General features: G+C 70.4%; 13 protein-coding genes. 8 read left to right on the forward strand and 5 right to left on the reverse strand.

Annotated elements, in window-relative coordinates:
* Positions 1-271 precede the first annotated feature (271 nt).
* The gene (locus HKD39_RS09745; protein ID WP_171199664.1) at positions 272-1462 is read left to right on the forward strand and encodes an META domain-containing protein; all 1191 of its coding nucleotides are present in this window, start codon (positions 272-274) and stop codon (positions 1460-1462) included.
* Positions 1463-1466: 4 nt separating this feature from the next.
* Here HKD39_RS09745 and HKD39_RS09750 read toward each other — a convergent pair whose 3' ends face one another.
* From HKD39_RS09750 to HKD39_RS09770, 5 genes are all read right to left on the reverse strand, one after another.
* Positions 1467-3158 carry a phospho-sugar mutase gene (locus tag HKD39_RS09750; protein WP_171199733.1) on the reverse strand — a complete coding sequence of 564 codons (1692 nt, stop codon included), beginning with the start codon at positions 3156-3158 and terminating at the stop codon, positions 1467-1469.
* Between the two features lie 50 nt (positions 3159-3208).
* Positions 3209-4039 (reverse strand): purine-nucleoside phosphorylase, encoded by an 831-nt coding sequence (locus HKD39_RS09755; RefSeq protein WP_171199665.1) that lies wholly within the window; start codon positions 4037-4039, stop codon positions 3209-3211.
* Between the two features lie 16 nt (positions 4040-4055).
* On the reverse strand, positions 4056-5189 hold the full coding sequence (locus tag HKD39_RS09760; protein ID WP_212754355.1) for a Gfo/Idh/MocA family protein: 1134 nt from the start codon (positions 5187-5189) through the stop codon (positions 4056-4058).
* Entirely contained in the window at positions 5186-6028 is an 843-nt protein-coding gene (locus HKD39_RS09765; protein WP_212754357.1) for a sugar phosphate isomerase/epimerase family protein, read from the reverse strand. Before HKD39_RS09765 ends, HKD39_RS09760 begins: the two co-directional genes overlap by 4 nt.
* A gap of 87 nt (positions 6029-6115) precedes the next feature.
* Positions 6116-7726 carry a serine/threonine-protein kinase gene (locus HKD39_RS09770; RefSeq protein WP_212754359.1) on the reverse strand — a complete coding sequence of 537 codons (1611 nt, stop codon included), beginning with the start codon at positions 7724-7726 and terminating at the stop codon, positions 6116-6118.
* Between the two features lie 187 nt (positions 7727-7913).
* Between HKD39_RS09770 and HKD39_RS20460 the strand changes: the two genes are divergently transcribed.
* The 7 genes from HKD39_RS20460 (at position 7914) to HKD39_RS09805 (ending at position 17818) form a co-directional block, all read left to right on the forward strand.
* Entirely contained in the window at positions 7914-7997 is an 84-nt protein-coding gene (locus HKD39_RS20460) for a potassium-transporting ATPase subunit F (RefSeq protein ID WP_171199737.1), read from the forward strand.
* Positions 7994-9667 carry a potassium-transporting ATPase subunit KdpA gene (gene kdpA / locus HKD39_RS09780; RefSeq protein WP_171199666.1) on the forward strand — a complete coding sequence of 558 codons (1674 nt, stop codon included), beginning with the start codon at positions 7994-7996 and terminating at the stop codon, positions 9665-9667. Before HKD39_RS20460 ends, kdpA begins: the two co-directional genes overlap by 4 nt.
* A complete protein-coding gene (kdpB, locus tag HKD39_RS09785; protein ID WP_171199667.1) occupies positions 9664-11805 on the forward strand; it encodes a potassium-transporting ATPase subunit KdpB in 2142 nt (713 codons plus the stop codon). Before kdpA ends, kdpB begins: the two co-directional genes overlap by 4 nt.
* Positions 11806-11916: 111 nt before the next feature.
* Complete coding sequence (gene kdpC / locus HKD39_RS09790) at positions 11917-12513, forward strand: potassium-transporting ATPase subunit KdpC (RefSeq protein ID WP_171199738.1); 597 nt, start codon at positions 11917-11919, stop codon at positions 12511-12513.
* Positions 12514-12575: 62 nt separating this feature from the next.
* Entirely contained in the window at positions 12576-15179 is a 2604-nt protein-coding gene (locus HKD39_RS09795; protein ID WP_212754361.1) for a sensor histidine kinase, read from the forward strand.
* Complete coding sequence (locus tag HKD39_RS09800) at positions 15176-15934, forward strand: response regulator (RefSeq protein ID WP_343074663.1); 759 nt, start codon at positions 15176-15178, stop codon at positions 15932-15934. Before HKD39_RS09795 ends, HKD39_RS09800 begins: the two co-directional genes overlap by 4 nt.
* Before the next feature lie 126 nt (positions 15935-16060).
* A complete protein-coding gene (locus HKD39_RS09805; RefSeq protein ID WP_171199668.1) occupies positions 16061-17818 on the forward strand; it encodes a peptide ABC transporter substrate-binding protein in 1758 nt (585 codons plus the stop codon).
* The last annotated feature ends 27 nt before the right edge of the window (positions 17819-17845 follow it).

Raw genomic sequence — 17845 nt, forward strand, 5'->3', positions numbered from 1 at the left:
TGCTCGGGCTGCTCGCGCCGACCGCGCCGACCGCGCTGCTCACGCCACTCGCGCTGCCAGCGCCTGCGCCTGCGGCCAGCGCCGCCGGTTCGGCTCACCACTCACCGCTCCACAGTTCGGCTCACCTCTCCCCGGATTGGTTCGCCGCCAGGCCCGTGCAACCCGGCAGCACCGGCGTTCCGTCAACTCGGTGAACCCCGAACAACTCGGTGAACCCCGAACAACTCGGTGAACCCCGAAAACCCATAGGGTGCAGACTGGAAGGAGCATCATGCACACCCCCCGCATCCCACTCGCTCGCGTCCGGGTCACCGGAATCGCGATTCTTGCCGCCACCACGCTCACGCTGACCGCCTGCGGTTCGTCCGGCAGCAGCGGATCCGCCGGCGGGCCAACCACCAGCCAGCAGACAACGAACCAGCAATCCGGCTCAGCGCAGCCGTCCAGCCAGCAGACCAGTAGCGAGGATGTGAGCATGCCCCCAGCCAGCTCCCGCCCGTCCGGCGACATGTTGCCGCCGGTCTCCGGTGAGCCCACCCCGAACCAGTTGCAGAGCAAGAGCTTCGAGTCGATCACGATCGAGGGCAGGGACGCGGCGAGCGCACCGCTGGTGCTCGACTTCCCCGGCGGCGACACCATGGGCGCCAGCGCCGGGTGCAACTCCATGGGCGGCCGCGCCACCTTCACCGACAAGACCTTCACGGCCGGGCAGCTCAGCTCCACGATGATGGCCTGCGCCGACAAGGCCATCATGGACCAGGAGCAGTGGTACGCCGATTGGCTGAGCAAGAAGCTGACCTGGACCTTCGACAACGACACGCTCGTGCTCTCCGGCGCCGGCGTCACCGTGACGTACAAGATCAGGGGCGACGTAATGGCCGGCCCCGGCGGCCCAGGCGCCGACGCAAGCTCGGCGCCCGGCTCCGGGTCGGGCAGCACCGGTGTCCCCGCGCAGTCGTCCGGCGGCGGCATGATCGCGCCCGGCGAGCCGGTGCTGGCACCAAGGGGAGTGCAGAGCATCGTGTTCCAGGCCGTCAAGATCACCGGACGCACCATGGCCGGCAAGCCGCTGAAGATCAGCTTCCCGAGCGCCGGCCGGATGAACGCCGACGCCGGCTGCAACCGCCTCACCGGGCAGGTCAGCTTCTCCGCCGACACGATGACGATCAGCGCCCTCGCCAGCACCGAGATGTACTGCACCGACGCCGATCTGCGCGAGCAGGAGAAGTGGTACCTGCAGTGGCTGGAAACCCCGCTCAGCTGGAAACTGCAAGACAAGAAGCTGATCCTGTCCGGCGACGGCGTCACCGTCACGTACCGGATGGATGACGTCATCAGGCCGGCGCAGGAAGCTCCCGGCGTGCCGACCGTGCACACCCTGCCACCGAACACCCCGGCGCCGCCGGCCAAGACCTCGAGCCCGGGACACCAGCTCAACCCGCCGCCGACCACGGAGAAGTGAGCGGCTACGCCAGCCCCAGCAGTTCGGTCATCCGGGTCCGCAGCCGAACCAGTCGCTCCGCCGCCGCCGCTTTCGCGGCACTCAGCGCTGCCGATTCGGCGACCGGACGCACAGACTCCAAGTAGCACTTGAGCTTTGGCTCGGTACCGGACGGGCGCACCACCACCCGGTCCGACCCGTCGGGCCCCGAGGTTCGGATGACGACGGCGTCGGTGCGGGGCAGCAGATCGGTCACCTCGGTGACCTCGGCGCCGGCCAGCTCGGTCAGCGAGCCGCCGGCCGCCGCGGAACGCAGGCGCGCCATGGCATCGGCGATTTCCGACAGCTCCGCGACCCGCACCGACAGCTGGTCGGTGGCGTGCACGCCGTGGCGGACGGCCAGCTCGTCCAGCGCGTCGAACACGGTGCGGCCAACGCTTTTCAGCGAGGCGGCCAGCCCCGCGGCACGCACCGCCGCGGTGATGCCGTCCTTGTCCCGGACCGCGTCCGGGTCGACGCACAGTCCCAGCGCCTCCTCGTAGCCGAAGACCAGGCCGGTGCCGTTGCCGTCACCGGCGCGGACGATCCACTTGAACCCGGTCAGCGTCTCGTCGTACCGCGCGTTCCGCTGGGCCGCAACGGATTTCAGTAGTGACGACGACACAATCGTGGTGGCCACCAGCGGGTCAGGGTGGGACGTCCGGTCCAGGTCCGCCAGCACTGCATCACCGAGCAGCGCGCCGGTCTCGTCGCCCCGGAGCATCCGGTACGAGCCGTCGGCCGCGCGGGCCCCGATGGCGCACCGGTCAGCGTCGGGGTCCAGCGCGATCAGCAGATCGGCGCCGATGTGCTCACCCAGCGCCAGCAGCAGATCGGTGGCGCCGGGTTCCTCGGGATTGGGAAAGCTGACGGTGGGGAAGTCGGCGTCCGGTTGCTGTTGCGCCGCGACCTGCTGCACGTCGGTGAAACCGGCACGCCGCAACGCTTCTGCTGCGATCGCCGCGCCGACTCCGTGCATGGCAGTGAGCGCGATCCGCAACTCGGCGCCGGGTTCCGCGTTCGCGGGCTCCGCGGGTGGGTTTGCCGCGTTCTGGAGCGACGCGGCGCGTTGAAGGTAGGCCTCGACGATGGCGTCCGGCCAGGGTTGGGGGGTGCCATCGGTGTCGATGCTGACGGCCGGCCCGACGGCGGCGATGGCGCGCTCGATCTCGGCGTCGGTGGGCGGCACGATCTGCGCCCCGGCCTGCAGGTACACCTTGACGCCGTTGTCCCGCGGCGGGTTGTGGGACGCGGTGATCTGCACGCCGGCCACCGCGTCGAGCCTGCGGACCGCGAATGCCGTCACCGGAGTCGGCACCGGTCCGGGCGCAAGGATCACCTGAAAGCCGGCCGCCGCCAAGACCTTTGCCGCATCGGCGGCGAACTCGGCCGAACGGTGCCTTGCGTCGAAACCGACAACGACAAGACCGCCACCCGACCCGGTCGCGCGCAGGTACCCGGCGAGCCCGGCCGCCGCTCTGCGTACCACGGCAAGGTTCAGTCCGTTCGGCCCGGCGCGCAGCGGCCCGCGCAGACCGGCGGTGCCGAAGGCAAGGGGACCATCCATCCGGTCGGTCAGCTCGCCGACGGCCTCCGGCCGGCCGCCCATTGCGTCCGCCAGAATGCGTTGCAGCTCAACGCGATCACCGGGATGCGGGTCGTCGGCGATCCACCGCATGGCGGCGTCCCGTAATTGCGCCGGCAGCGCGGCAGCCCCCGACGCCACGGCTAGGCCCGCTCGATCAGTTGCCGCAGCAGCGCACCCATGGAGGTGGCAGCGGCCTTGCCGGCCTCGAGCACCTCCTGGTGGTTCAGCGGCTCCCCGGTGACACCGGCCGCAAGGTTGGTGACCAGCGAGAGGCCGAACACCTCGGCGCCCGCCGCCCGCACCGCGATCGCCTCGAGCGCTGTCGACATGCCGACCAGGTCGGCGCCGAGCAACCGCAGCATGGCGATCTCCGCCGGTGTTTCGAAGTGCGGCCCCGGGAGCTGGCAGTACACGCCTTCTTCCAGCGACGGGTCGATCGATCTGGCCAGTTCCCGCAACCGGGGGGAGTACAGGTCGGTGAGGTCGACGAACTGCGCACCCACCAACGGCGACGCGGCCGTCAGGTTGAGGTGGTCGGAGATCATCACCGGCTGCCCCACCGAAAGGCCTTGCCGCACACCGCCCGCGGCGTTGGTCAGGATCACCGTGCGGGCCCCGGCGGCCACCGCGGTGCGCACCGGGTGCGCCACCGCCTGGGTGTCGCGGTTCTCGTAATAGTGATTGCGGCCGAGGAACACCAGCACGCGCTTGTCGCCGACCGGCACCGACCGGATGGTGCCGGCGTGCCCGGCGACCCCGGGGGCCCGGAACCCGGGCAGGTCGGTCACGGGTACCTCGCTGCTGGCGGTTCCCAACTCGTCGGCGGCCGGCACCCAGCCGGACCCGAGCACCAGCGCCACATCGTGGTGCAGCACCCCGGTGGCCCTGGCCAGCGCCGCGGCCGCGTCCTCGGCAGTGGCGGGGCGTTGCTCCAGCCCGCCGTCGGTGCCGTCGGCTCCGCCAGTGCTCATGGTGTCTCCTACCTCGTTACAGGGTGCTGGCCGCCGGGTTCCACTCGGTCGGCAGTGCCGGCGGTCTGCTGGTGGTGGTGGTCAGCGTCACCGGCTCGGCGCTGGCGACAGCCTGCTCGATGCTCAGCATGATGTCCAGCACATGCAGGCCAAGCTCGCCGGAGGCGTGTTGCGGGCTGCCGGTGCGGATGGCCCGCGCCAGGTCGACGACGCCGACGCCGCGTCCGACGTCGCCGCCGGCGTTGGCGGTGGCGGCGTCCACCTCGCGCGGCTCACCGTCGGCGATCACCACGGTGCTGGCGCCGACGTGCGCGTTCGGGTCGGGCACCACCAAGGTGGCGTCGGTTCCGGTGATCTCGACGAAGCCGTGCCGCGACTGCGGTGACTCGAACGAGAACACCGTGGTGGCGAAACCGCCGTCGGCGAACTGCAGCAGCGCGCTGACCGCAGTGGGCACCTCGACGGGAAACTGTTGCCCGGCCTTCGGCCCCGAGCCGATGGTGCGGGTGGCAAAAGCGGTGGAGCCCAACGCCATCACCCGTCGTACCGGGCCGAACAGCTGCACCAGGGCGGTGAAGTAGTACGGCCCGATGTCGAGCACCGGCCCGCCGCCGCGGGCGAACAGGAACTCTGGGCTGGGGTGCCAGGACTCCGGACCGGGACCCTGCATCATGGTGACGGCGGAGGTGACCGTGCCGACGCTGCCGTCCTCCACCAGGTTCCGCGAAGCACGGAAACCGCTGCCCAGCAAGGTGTCAGGGGCGCAGCCGACCAGCACCCCGGCGGCCGCGGCCTGCTCCAGCAGCTCGGCGGCCGCGCCGAGTTCGGTACCGAGTGGCTTCTCCGTCCAGACATGTTTGCCGGCGGCGACGGCCTGCTGGGACACCGCGACGTGCGCGGCCGGAATGGTCAGGTTGACGACGATCTCCACGTCGGGGTGCGCCAGCACCGCGGCGGCGTCGCCGTGCTCCGGGATGCCGAACTCTGCTGCTCTGGCGGCAGCCACCTCGGTAGCGAGGTCGCCGACGATCACCACCCGGACGTCCGGCAGCCGCACCAGGTTGGTCAGGTATTGCGCCGAGATGTTGCCGGCGCCGATCAACCCGACCCCGACCGGGCCGGTCCGATCGGAGCCGACGATCCGGCTCACTCGGCCCCGCCGGTGGCGGCGGCGGAACCGGCGGCCGGCGCGATGCCGAAGGTCTGCCGGGCGTACGGCAGCGAGTCGGTGACGGCCTGCCAGATGTCGCCGGAGGTGTCGTCCAGCTCGACGACGACGGTGTGCACCGAGCCCAGCTCGGCAACGGCGGCCGCGACCGCCGGTACGTCCATCCGGCCATGGCCGAGCGCCGTCTGCGCCGTGTTGTCCAGGCTCAGGTCGCCGTCCTTGGCGTGGATCAGCTTGACCCTGGCGCCCAGCCGGCGCAGCAACTCGGGGGCGTCCACCCCGCCGACCTGCGCCCAGTAGGTGTCGACCTCGAGGGCCACCTGCGGGTCCAGCTGCTCGGCGAACACTTCGAGCGCCGGCCGGTCGCCCAGCTTCGATGACAACTCGAAATCATGGTTGTGGTAACCGATCTGCAGTCCGTTGGCCGCGCCCAGCGCGGCGATCCGGTTCAGCCGTTCCGCTGCCGCGGCCACCTCGTCCGCGTCGGTCCAGATCTCCTTGCTGTAGAAGGGATCGATCACGGTGCCGGCACCCAGCGCCTGCGCGGCGGCGAAGACCTCGGCCACGGCAGCGTCGTCGGGCAGCGACAACAGACCGGCGTGGATCGACGGCACCGAAAGGCCGGCGCCGGTGGTCGCGGCGACCAGTGCGTCCAACCGGTCGGTGACGCCGAACAGCTCGATCTGGGAATAGCCGATCTCGGCCAGCCGGGCACACGCCGCCGCGGCGTCCTCGGCCAGCGCGTCGCGGATGGTCCAGGCCTGGACGGCCAGTCCCGGTGCCGCGGAGTCGGATGGGGTGGAGTGAACGCCAGAGTTCACGATGATCCTTTCGCAAGGCGATGAGGTGCGGTCCTGCTCGTGCCGACCACGGTATCGGGCCGGGCCGGCACCGATGCGGCAGCGGGGTCAGAGGGGTTCCGAGTCGAACCGGTACTGCGACATGCGGAAGTAGCCGCCGGCGTTGTTGACACAGCGGATGCCGTCGCTCTGCGAGTTGCAGCGCACCCCGTTGGGGCCGATCAGCAGGCTCCCGAACGCGGCCGTCACCGGATGCAGGTTCAGCAGGCCGTTGACCTTCGCGTCGGTGCAGGGCTGCTGCGCGCCCCGACCGGTGACGCCCAGCTCGGCGTAGATCCGGCCGGGATGCTCGGTGCACACCGTCGAGGTGTAGTTGGCCTTCTTGATCAGGCAGCGCGCGCCGTCGGCGTCGATGCTGCAGATGATGTTGCCGCTCGGGCTGGCAAAGGCGTCGATGCCGGAGATCTGTTTCCCGGTCAACTCGACCGCGCGCCCCGTCGTTGTCGGGGCGGCGGGCCGGGCCGCCGCGGCCGCCGACGAGCGACCCCAGTCCGACAGCGCCCGCGCCCCGAAGAAGGTCGCCAGCCCGGTCACCACCGCCAGCGCCAGCGCGGCCGGGAGCAGCCAGCGCGGCCTGCGGTCGCGATCAGTCCCGGTGCCTGCCGGCAGCGGCTCCAGCCCGGCCGAGCCGGTGGACGCCCACGGCGGCGGCGGCACCACAGCCGGTCCACCAGCGGCGACCGCCGGCCCCGCCGCGCGGGGCTCGGAAAGGGTGCCGACGCTGGGCCGTGACGGGGCGGCCGCGGTCCGGTCGGCGTCGTCCCCGCTGGTGCCGATCACCGCCTCCATACCGGTGGGGTCGTCGGCGATGGGTACCAGCCCGGCGCGGGCCTGGGCGACGGTCATCCGTTCGGCGGCGTTCTTGGTGAGCAGCCCGGAGATCACCGGTGCCAACGGCCCGGCCGCTGGACAGTCCGGCACCGGTTCGGACATCACCGCGGTGAGGGTGGCGATCGGGTCGGAGCGGTCGAACGGCGGTCGGCCCTGCACCGCCGCGAACAGCATCGCGCCGAGTCCCCAGGCGTCCGACGCCGGGCCGGCCGGTTCGCCCGAGGCCACCTCTGGCGAAATGTAGGCCGGTGACCCCAGCAGCAAACCCGTTGCGGTGAGCGAGGAATCGTCGGGCGTGCGGGCAATGCCGAAGTCGGTCAGCTTGACCCTGCCGTCATAACCGACCAGCACATTGCCCGGCTTCACATCCCGGTGGGTGATACCCGAGCGGTGTGCGGCCATCAGTCCGCTGGCCACCGCGATTCCGACGGTGGCGGCCTGCTCCGGCGGCAGCGGCCCGAGCTGGGTCACCAGCTGCGCCAGCGACCGGGCGTGCAGCAGCTCCATCACGATGTACGGCTGGCCGTCGACGGTGAGGATGTCGTGCAGGGTGATGACGTGCGGGTGCGACAGCGCACCGATCGCCCTTGCCTCCCGCAGCGTGCGGTCGGTGATGTTCGCGGCGACACCGGTCGGCATGCCGTGCGGCAGGTTGATCTCCTTGATCGCCACCCGCCGGTGCACAACGTCGTCGTAGGCACGCCAGACGGTGCCCATCGCGCCGCGACCGATCACCGACTCCAGCCGGTAACGCCCGATCAGCACGCGGGCATCCGGCTGCATCGGGGCGGTCTGCTCGCCCTCGGCGGCTGACTCGGGACCGGCCATGCCGGACATTCTCGCAGCACCGATCGGCGCCGCATCAAGATCTCGTCAAGAACGCCGGGGCCGGCGTCAAGAAGGTGTCTAAACCGGCCGGCCGGCCGGGCCCGGCCCCTAGCGTCGGCGGCGCCGGTTCGCTCACCACAGTCCGCGGACCCCTCCGCGGCGGCGGGACCGGCGGAGGTAGGCGTCCATGCTCATCGTCGCCGGGATCATCGGGATCCTGCTGCTCGGCTATCTGATCGCCGCGCTGGTCATGCCGGAGCGTCTGGGATGACGCCGGCGCTCGCCGCTGCTGGGCAGATCCTGCTGCTGGTGCTCGCGCTGGTGCTGGTGCACCGGCCGCTGGGCGACTACATCGCCCGCATGCTGGGCACCCGTGCCGGGCAGAAACCGGACTGGAGGGTGGAACGCTTCCTCTACCGGCTGCTGCGCATCGACCCCCGCGCCGATCAGAAGTGGAGCACCTACCTCACCTCGGTGCTGGCCTTCTCGGTGGTGTCGATCGGCCTGTTGTGGCTGATCCTCTCCGCCCAGCGGGTGCTGCCGTACTCGCTCGGGCTGCCGGGAATGAGCCCGGACCAGGGCCTGAACACCGCGGTGTCGTTCGTCACCAACACCAACTGGCAGTCCTACGGCGGCGAGTCGACGCTCGGCTACTTCTCGCAGGCCGCCGGGCTGACGGTGCAGAACTTCCTGTCGTCGGCGGTCGGCATCGCGGTGTTCGCGGCGCTGGTACGCGGTTTCATCCGTAAGGCCACCGGCCGGCTCGGCAACTTCTGGGTGGACCTGACCCGGCTGACGCTGCGGTTGTTGCTGCCACTGGCCGTGATCGGCGCCGTTGTGCTGCTGGCCGGCGGAGTGATCCAGAACCTCAACGACCCGGTGACCGTGCAAACCCTCGACGGCGGAACGCAAACCATCCCCGGCGGTCTGGTGGTCTCCCAGGAGGTCATCAAGGAACTCGGCACCAACGGCGGCGGCTTCTTCAACGCAAACTCCGCGCACCCGTTCGAGAATCCGAACGCCTTCACCAATCTGGTGGAGATCTTCCTGCTGCTGGTGATTCCGTTCTCGCTGCCGCGCACCTTCGGCACCATGGTCGGAAACCACCGCCAGGGCAACGTGATCGTTGCCGTGATGGGTGTGCTGTGGGCGCTGTCGCTGGGGGCCGTGCTGTGGGCCGAGACCGCTCACAACGGCGTCGCCATGCAGGCCGCCGGCGCCGCCATGGAGGGCAAGGAGGTGCGATTCGGTATTCCGGGGAGCTCGCTGTTCGCGGTGTCGACGACGCTGACCTCGACCGGTGCCGTCGACTCCATGCACTCCTCGTACTCGGGGCTCGGCGGTGGCGTGCTGCTGCTGAACATGCTGCTCGGTGAGATCGCGCCGGGCGGAACGGGTTCGGGCATGTACGGCATGCTGATCCTGGCGATCATCACGGTGTTCGTCGGCGGTCTGATGGTGGGCCGGACGCCGACCTATCTCGGCAAGCAGATCGGCGCGGTCCAGATGAAGTACGCGGCCGGTTACCTGCTGGTCACCCCGGCGCTGGTGCTGCTGGGCTCCGGCATTGCGCTGTTGATCCCCGGCACAACGGACACGCTGGCCAATCCCGGCCCGCACGGGCTGTCGGAAATCTTGTACGCCACCGGTTCCGCCGCCAACAACAACGGCAGTGCGTTCGCCGGGCTGAGTGCGAACACGCCGATGTGGAACCTGCTGCTGGCCGGTTGCATGTTTGCCGGACGCTTCGCCGGCATCGCCCTTGTGCTCGGGTTGGCCGGCTCGCTGGCCCGGCAGGGCAGCAAGCCCGACGACGCCGGCACGCTGCCCACCGGCAAGCCACTGTTCGCCGGAATGCTTTTCGGTGTGGTGATTCTCGTCGCCGCCCTGACCTATCTTCCCGCCCTCGCGCTGGGGCCCGTTGCCGAAGGATTGTCATGACCACCCCGACTCTCGCCAACGACGACCTGACGGCGCTGGCGACCGGACAGCCGTCGCAGCCGGGGACCGGGCACCGCAGGGTGCGGTCCAGCTCGGTGTTCCGCCCGGCCGCGCTGCTGCAGGCGCTGCCGGCCGCTCTGGCAAAACTCAACCCGCGCAGCATGATCCGCACCCCGGTAATGTTCGTTGTGCTGGTCGGGGCGGTGCTGTGCACGGTGCTCACCATCACCGACTACAGCCTGTTCGCGTTGCTGGCCACCATCTGGCTGTGGCTGACGGTGCTGTTCGCCAACGTCGCCGACGCCGTCGCCGAGGGCCGCGGCAAGGCGCAGGCGGCCAGCCTGCGGGCCGGCCGGGACACCCTCACCGCTCGAAAGCTCGACGCCGCCGGCGCCGAGACGGCCTGCCCTGCGGGCGAGTTGCGCATCGGCGACCTGGTGGTCTGCGAGGCCGGAGACGTCATTCCGGGCGACGGTGACGTGGTGGAAGGCGTTGCCTCGGTTGACGAATCGGCGATCACCGGCGAGTCCGCGCCGGTGGTCCGCGAGTCCGGCGGCGACCGCTCGGCCGTCACCGGCGGCACCAGGGTGCTGTCGGACCGGATCGTGGTGAAGGTGACCACGGCACCCGGACAGTCGTTCGTCGACCGGATGATCGCGCTGGTCGAGGGCAGCGCCAGGCAGAAGACGCCGAACGAGATCGCGCTGAACATCCTGCTGGCGGCGCTCACCATCGTGTTCCTGCTGGTGGTGCTCGCGGTGCAACCGATGGCCGACTACTCCGGCTCCCCGCAATCGCTGGTGGTGCTGGTGTGTCTGCTGGTCTGCCTGATTCCCACCACCATCGGGGCGCTGGTGTCGTGCATCGGCGTCGCCGGGATGGATCGCCTGGTGCAGCGCAACGTGCTGGCGATGAGCGGCCGCGCGGTGGAGGCGGCCGGTGATGTGTCGACGCTGCTGCTGGACAAGACCGGCACCATCACCTACGGGAACCGGCAGGCGGCCAGGCTGGTGCCGGCACCCGAGGTGAGTGCCGACGAACTGCGCGATGCCGCACTGCTGTCGTCGCTGGCCGACGAAACCCCTGAGGGCCGTTCGCTTGTCGACCTGTGCGCCGAACAGGGCGCCGACCTCGCCAGGGCAGACCGGCTCGCCGACAGCGGCAGCGTCGTCGAGTTCAGCGCCCGCACCCGGATGTCCGGCGTCGACCTACCGGCCGACGCGCACCGCCCCACGGCGGTCCGTAAGGGCGCGGTGGGAGCCGTCGCCGGCTGGCTGGACGAGCAGCAGATCACGGTGCCGACCGAACTGCTGGCCGCCGCCGACGAGATCTCCGCCGCCGGCAGCACCCCGTTGCTGGTGGCCGAGGCCGGCGATGGCCCGCACGGCCGCACCGGCAGGGCACTCGGCGTGGTGGAACTGAAGGACGTGGTGAAACCCGGTATCGCAGAACGGTTCTCCGAGCTGCGCGCCATGGGGATCCGGACCGTGATGGTGACCGGTGACTCGCAGCTGACCGCCCGCAGCATCGCGAGGGAGGCCGGCGTCGACGACTACCTCGCCGAAGCCACCCCCGAGGACAAGCTCGCCTACATCACCCGCGAGCAGCAGGACGGGCGCATCGTCGCGATGACAGGTGACGGCACCAACGACGCGCCGGCACTGGCCCAGGCCGATGTCGGCGTCGCGATGAACACCGGCACCGCGGCGGCCAAGGAAGCCGGCAACATGGTTGACCTGGATTCCAGCCCCACCAAGCTGATCGACATCGTCGAGATCGGTAAACAGTTGCTGATCACCCGGGGCGCGCTCACCACCTTCTCGCTGGCCAACGACATCGCCAAGTACTTCGCGATCCTGCCGGCCATGTTCGCCAGCGTGTACCCGGGGCTGCAGAAGCTGAACATCATGCAGCTGTCGAGCCCGCAGTCGGCGATCCTGTCCGCGGTGATCTTCAACGCGGTGGTGATCGTCGGGCTGATCCCGTTGGCGCTCAAGGGCGTCAGCTACCGGCCCAGCTCGGCCGGTGCCCTGCTGGCCCGCAATCTGCTGATCTACGGCGTCGGTGGGGTGGTGGTGCCGTTCGTCGGTATCAAGCTCATCGACCTGCTGGTCTCGCTCATCCCCGGCATCGGCTGAACCGATCCCACTAGCCGACCTCACACACCGATCAAGAAACGAAAACGGTTGACAGACATGGTTTCCGAAGAATCCACCAGCACCTCGTCCGGTGCGGCCGGTGCCGCCGGGATGGTCGCCGGACGGCAGCTGCTCATCGCGGTGCGCTTCCTGCTGGCGATGACGCTGCTGCTCGGCGTGCTCTACCCTGCAGCGATTTTCGGCATCGGACGGCTGCTGCCCGGCCGGGCCGACGGTTCGCTGGTCGCCGACGCCGGCGGCCGCATCGTCGGCAGTTCGCTGATCGGGCAGTCGTTCGACGGTCCGGAATGGTTCACGCCGCGGCCGTCCGCCGCCGGCGACGGCTACGACGCGATGGCCTCGGGCGGGTCGAACCTCGGCGCGAGCAACGACGAGCTGGCCGCGGAGATCACCCGGCGCCGCGCCGACATCGCCCGCGTCAACGGGGTGCGTCCCGAGCAGGTGCCGGCCGACGCGGTCACCGCCTCCGGCAGTGGTTTGGACCCCGATATCAGCCCCGCATACGCTCGGCTGCAGGCGCCGCGGGTGGCTCAGGCCCGCGGCCTTGAGGTGGAGGCGGTGCGGCAGTTGGTGACCGAGCAGGTAACCGGCCGGCCGCTGGGCATCCTGGGATCGGAACGGGTGAACGTGCTGCAGCTCAACCTGGCGCTGCAGCGGCTGGCCGCTCGCGACGCGACGGCGGGCTGACCGCACCGGTGACCCCAGTGCCAGACAACCCAGTGCCAGACAACGCTGTGCCAGACAACGCTGTGCCAGATCGATCCGCCCGCGGCACGCTGCGGGTGTACCTCGGCGCCGCGCCCGGGGTCGGCAAGACCGTTGCGATGCTGCAGGAGGGGCAGCGGCGCGCTGACCGCGGCACCGACGTCGTGGTGGCGGTGGTCGAGGACCACGGCCGGTCGTTCACCAGGGACCAGCTGGCCGGGCTGGAGGTGATCCCGAGGCGGGTGCAGACCTACCGGGGGGTCGAGCTGACCGACCTGGACACCGCCGCCGTGCTGGCCCGCCGTCCCGAGGTGGCGCTGGTGGACGAGCTGGCGCACCACAACGCCCCTGGCACCCCGAACGCCTGGCGCTGGCAGGACGTGCAGCAACTGCTGGACGCCGGGATCTCGGTGGTCACCACCATCAACGTGCAGCACCTCGAGTCGCTGAACGACGTGGTCGCCGGCATCACCGGGGTCACCCAGCAGGAGACGGTCCCTGACGCGGTGGTCCGCGCCGCCGAACAGATCGAGCTGGTCGACATGACCCCGCAGGCGCTGCGGCGGCGGATGGCGCACGGGCACATCTACCCGCCAGAGCGGGTCGACACCGCGCTGGCCAACTACTTCCGCGAGGGCAACCTCACCGCACTGCGCGAGCTGGCGCTGCTGTGGGTGGCCGACCGGGTGGAGGAGGGCCTTGCCAGCTACCGGGCCCAGCACGGCATCAAGAACACCTGGGCGGCACGGGAACGCATCGTGGTGGCACTCACCGGCGGCCGCGAGGGTGCGCAGCTGCTGCGCCGCGGTGCCCGCATCGCCGGCCGGGTGGCCGGCCGCGACCTGATGGCCGTGCACGTGGTGCGCGCCGACGGATCGCTGGCGATGGGGGCGGCCTCCGGTTCGGACGGTGCCGAGCTGGAAAGGCAGCGGCAGCTGGTGACCTCGCTCGGCGGCAGCTTCCACACCGTCGTGGGCGACGACATTCCCGCAGCCGTCCTGGCTTTCGCCCAGGCCGTCAACAGCACGCAGATCGTCGTCGGGATGTCGCGGCACTCCGCGTTGACCAGGATCGTCCGGCCGTCCACCTCGCTGGCGATCGTCCGCGACTCCGGCGACATCGACGTGCACGTGGTGACCCACCAGGCCGCGGGCGGCCGGAGCACCGGCCGGATCTGGGGCTGGCTGAGCCGGCCCGGCCGCAGCGGCTGGTGGGCGTGGCCGGCGTCGGTGCTGGTGCCCGCCGCCCTGACGCTGGCCCAACTCCCGTTGCGGGGCAGCCTGAATCTGTCGACCGAGCTGCTGGTGTTCCTGCTCGGAGTGCTGGCCACCTCGCTGATCGGTGGCGTGCTGCCCGCGCTGGTGAGCGCACTGACGGCGGGCATGGCGGCGAACTTCTTCTTCACCCCGCCGGTGGGGTCGGTGACGATCGCCCAGCCGGCCAACGTGTTTGCCATCGCGGTGTTCGTGGTGGTGGCGGTGACGGTGGCGTCGATCGTCGACCGGAGCCGCCGGCGGGCCGCCGAGGCGGCCAAACGACAGGCACAGGCACAATTCCTGGCCGCGGTGGCGACCAGGTCGGCCGCCGCGGACGACCCGCTCGCTGAGGTGCTGCAGCAGGCAAGGGAGGCGTTCGGGATGCGCCTGGTGCAGCTGCGCCGTCCGGCCACCGGGAACCGTCCGGCGGTGACGCTGGCGCAGCAGCCGCCCGACCCGGCCGACCCGCAGTCCCCGGCACCCCCACAGCACCCGGACGAGCCGGGCTGCGCGGTGATCCCGGCCGGCGCCCCCGGCGCCGACCCGGCCGAACTGGTCCTGATCGGGCGACCGCTCGCCGCCGACGATCGCGAACTGGCCGAAGTGGTTGCCAGCCAAGCGATGGTGGCGCTGCAGCGCCAGTCGCTGGCCGCCGAGGCGGGCAGCGCCGAGCGGCTCCGGCAGACCGACGCGGTGCGCACCGCGGTGCTGGCAGCGGTCTCCCACGATCTGCGCACCCCGCTGGCCACCATCAAGGCATCGGTGTCGTCGCTGCTCGACCCGGCGCTGCCGATCAGCCCAGGAGACCGACAGGAACTGCTGACCTCCACCGACCAGGCCGCCGACCAGCTTGATGCCCTGCTGGCCAACCTGCTCGACCTGTCCCGGCTGCAGACCGGGGTGCTCGCGCCGGTCCGGGAGCCGGCCGCGGTGGACGAGATCGTGCACCGCGGGCTGCTCGGCCTCACCACCTCCGGTGTTGAACTGTGCATCCCCGACGACCTGCCGCTGGCCGACACCGACGCCGGGCTGATGGAAAGGGTGGTCGCCAACATCGTCGCGAACGCGCTGCGGCACAACGGGTCGAATGCCCCGGTGCGGGTGCTTGCCGGAGTGACCAGCGGCCTGCCCGGCACCGAGAACGGCACGGCGACGCGGCTGCAGATCAGGGTGGTGGACCACGGTGCCGGTGTCGCCGAGGCCGACCGGCCGGCGATGTTCCGGCCGTTCCAACGGCTCGGCGACGCCCCGGCAGGCGCCGGCGTCGGCCTCGGCCTCGCGGTGGCCCGCGGGCTGGCCGAGGCGGTCGATGCGACCATCGAGGTGGAGGACACTCCGGGAGGTGGGCTCACCATGGTGATCACGCTGCCGCCCGCCCAGGGGCGCTCGTGACGAGCGGGCAGCTGGCCGGCGGGACCACCGCTGGCAGCAGCGGTGGACGGATCGTCGTCGTCGACGACGACCCGGCGCTGGCGCGGGCCCTGGCCATCAACCTGAAGGCGCACGGCTATCAGGTGACGGTGGCGCACGACGGGAAGTCGGCGCTGGACGCGGTGGCGCACGCGCATCCGCAGGTGGTGATTCTCGACCTCGGCCTGCCCGACCTCGACGGCATCGAGGTGCTCGACGGCATTCGCGGCTGGACGCCGGTGCCGGTGATCGTGCTGTCCGCCCGCTCCACCTCCGCCGAGAAGGTGGCGGCGCTGGACGCCGGCGCGGACGACTACGTCACCAAACCCTTTGGCATGGACGAACTGCTGGCCAGGGTGCGGGTCGCGGCGCGGCGGCAGGCCGGCGCCGCCCCTGACCGGACCGCGGTGGCGGACGAGGTGCAGACCGCCGACTTCACCGTTCAGTTGGGCGCCCACCGGGTGCTCGATGCTGCGGGCGCTCCGGTGCGGTTGACCCCGACGGAATGGGCGGTGCTGGAGGTGCTGCTGCGTCACCGGGGCAAGCTGGTACCGCAGAAGCAGCTGCTGGTCGAGGTCTGGGGTCCGGCCTACGAGCACGAAACCCATTACCTAAGGGTGTATCTCGCCCAGCTGCGCCGCAAGCTCGAACCGGACCCGGCGCATCCGCGCTACCTGATCACCGAACCCGGCGTCGGCTACCGGTTCGAGAGCCCGGCGCCGAACGCCGCCGGCTAGCGCACAGCACCGTGGAGATTTAGCACCAAAACCGCGACACCGGCGTGAAGGGGTTACCCGGGAGCGGCCCGATAAGGCACCATACTGGCCAACCAGAACAATGCTGCCCAGAAGGAGGCTCGCCGGATGACGAGACACGTTCGGTTGACGGTGACCGCAGTGGCAACGGTGGCGGCGTTGACCCTGACCGCCTGCGGTTCGGGGTCGGACGACTCCGGCACGTCCGGCACGTCCGCGGCCGGCCCGGCCGGCTCGGGCCAGTCGGGCGCCGGCTCCGGTGCCGCCCCCGCCGGGTCGGGCGCCGGTGCGCCGGCGGGCGGCAACGATGCCGAGGTCAGCGACGCCGTGGTCAAACTGGTGCTCAACCAGGACGTCGACACCCTGCTGCCGATGGACTCCAACGTCGGCGACAACATCGGCGTGCTGGATGTGATCTACGACGGTCTGGTGCGCTACGACCCGAAGACGTCCAAGCCCTACAACTATGTCGCGCAAGACATCGCGACCAAGGACAACAAGGTCTGGACCATCAAGATCAAGGACGGGCTGACGTTCCAGAACGGTGAGCCGGTGGACGCGGCGGCGTTCGCGCGATCCTGGAACTACTCCGCCTACGGCCCGAACGCGGTGGCCAACAACTACTTCTTCGAACGCATCGACGGCTATGAGCCGATGCAGGGTGAGTACGAGGAGGACGACGCCGGCAAGGTCACCGTCACCAAGGAGCCGACCGCCAAAGAACTGTCCGGCCTCAAGATCGTCGACCCGCTCACCCTTGAGGTGACCCTCACCGCGCCGTTCGCCGGCTTCTCCACCATGCTCGGCTACACCGGCTTCTTCCCAGTGGCCAAGGCCTGCATCGACGATGTCTCCGGCTGCGCCGTGAAGCCGATCGGCAACGGCCCGTTCCAGGTGGATCAGTGGGATCAGGGGCAGAAGCTGACGGCCAGCCGGTGGGACGGCTACACGCTGCCGGAATCCCCGGCGTTCACCGGCATCGAGTGGACCGAGTACGCCGGCAAGTCGTCGTGGCCCGACTTCCAGGCCGGCGACATCGACGTGTCCGCGCCGCCGCCCGCCCTGTGGGCTCAGGCCAACGCCGACCCCGACCTTTCGTCCCGGAAGGTGGAGTCACCGGGAGCCGCGCTCACCTACATCGGCTTCCCGCTCTACAAGGGCAAGCCGTACGACAACATCGAATTCCGCAAGGCCATCTCGATGGCCATCGACCGCAAGACGATCATCGAGAAAATCCTTCCGGGACAAGCGGTTCCGGCCACTAGTTGGGTGGTGCCCGACGGGGTGCCCGGCGGCAAGGCCGGCACCTGCGAATGGTGCAGGTTCGATCCGGCGGCCGCCAAGGCCGCGCTGGCGAAAGCCGGCGGCTGGCCGGCCGGCCAGACCCTGACCATTCACCTCGGCAAGGACGAGACCAGCGAGCAGTACTTCAAGGCGATCGGCGATTCGATCAAGCTGAACCTCGGTATCGACTACAAGCTCGACCCGACACCGGATTTCTTCGACCGGCGCTCCTCCCGCGGGTTCACCGGGATCTTCCGCAACAACTGGTTCCCGGACTACCCGCTCAACGAGAACTACCTGGCGCCGGTGTACGGCGGTGGCGATGCGAAGAAGGGCAACAAGAACCTCGGCTTCTACGACGCCAAGTTCGAGCAGGCCATCAAGGCCGGCGACGCGGCGCCGAACCTCGACGAGGCCGTTGTCAAGTACGCGGACGCCGAAAAGATCCTGGCCGCGGACTTCCCGACGGTGCCGGTCAGCTTCTCGCAGAACGTCGCCTTCTACTCCGAGCGGCTGGACAACGTGGTGCTCGACCCGTTCAGCGGGTCGGTGGAGCTGCGGCTGCTGAAGATCAAGCAGTGACGCCGGCGTCGGCCACCAGGGGTTGAG

The organism is Nakamurella aerolata (assembly GCF_013002705.1).
GTDB classification, from domain to species: domain Bacteria; phylum Actinomycetota; class Actinomycetes; order Mycobacteriales; family Nakamurellaceae; genus Nakamurella; species Nakamurella aerolata.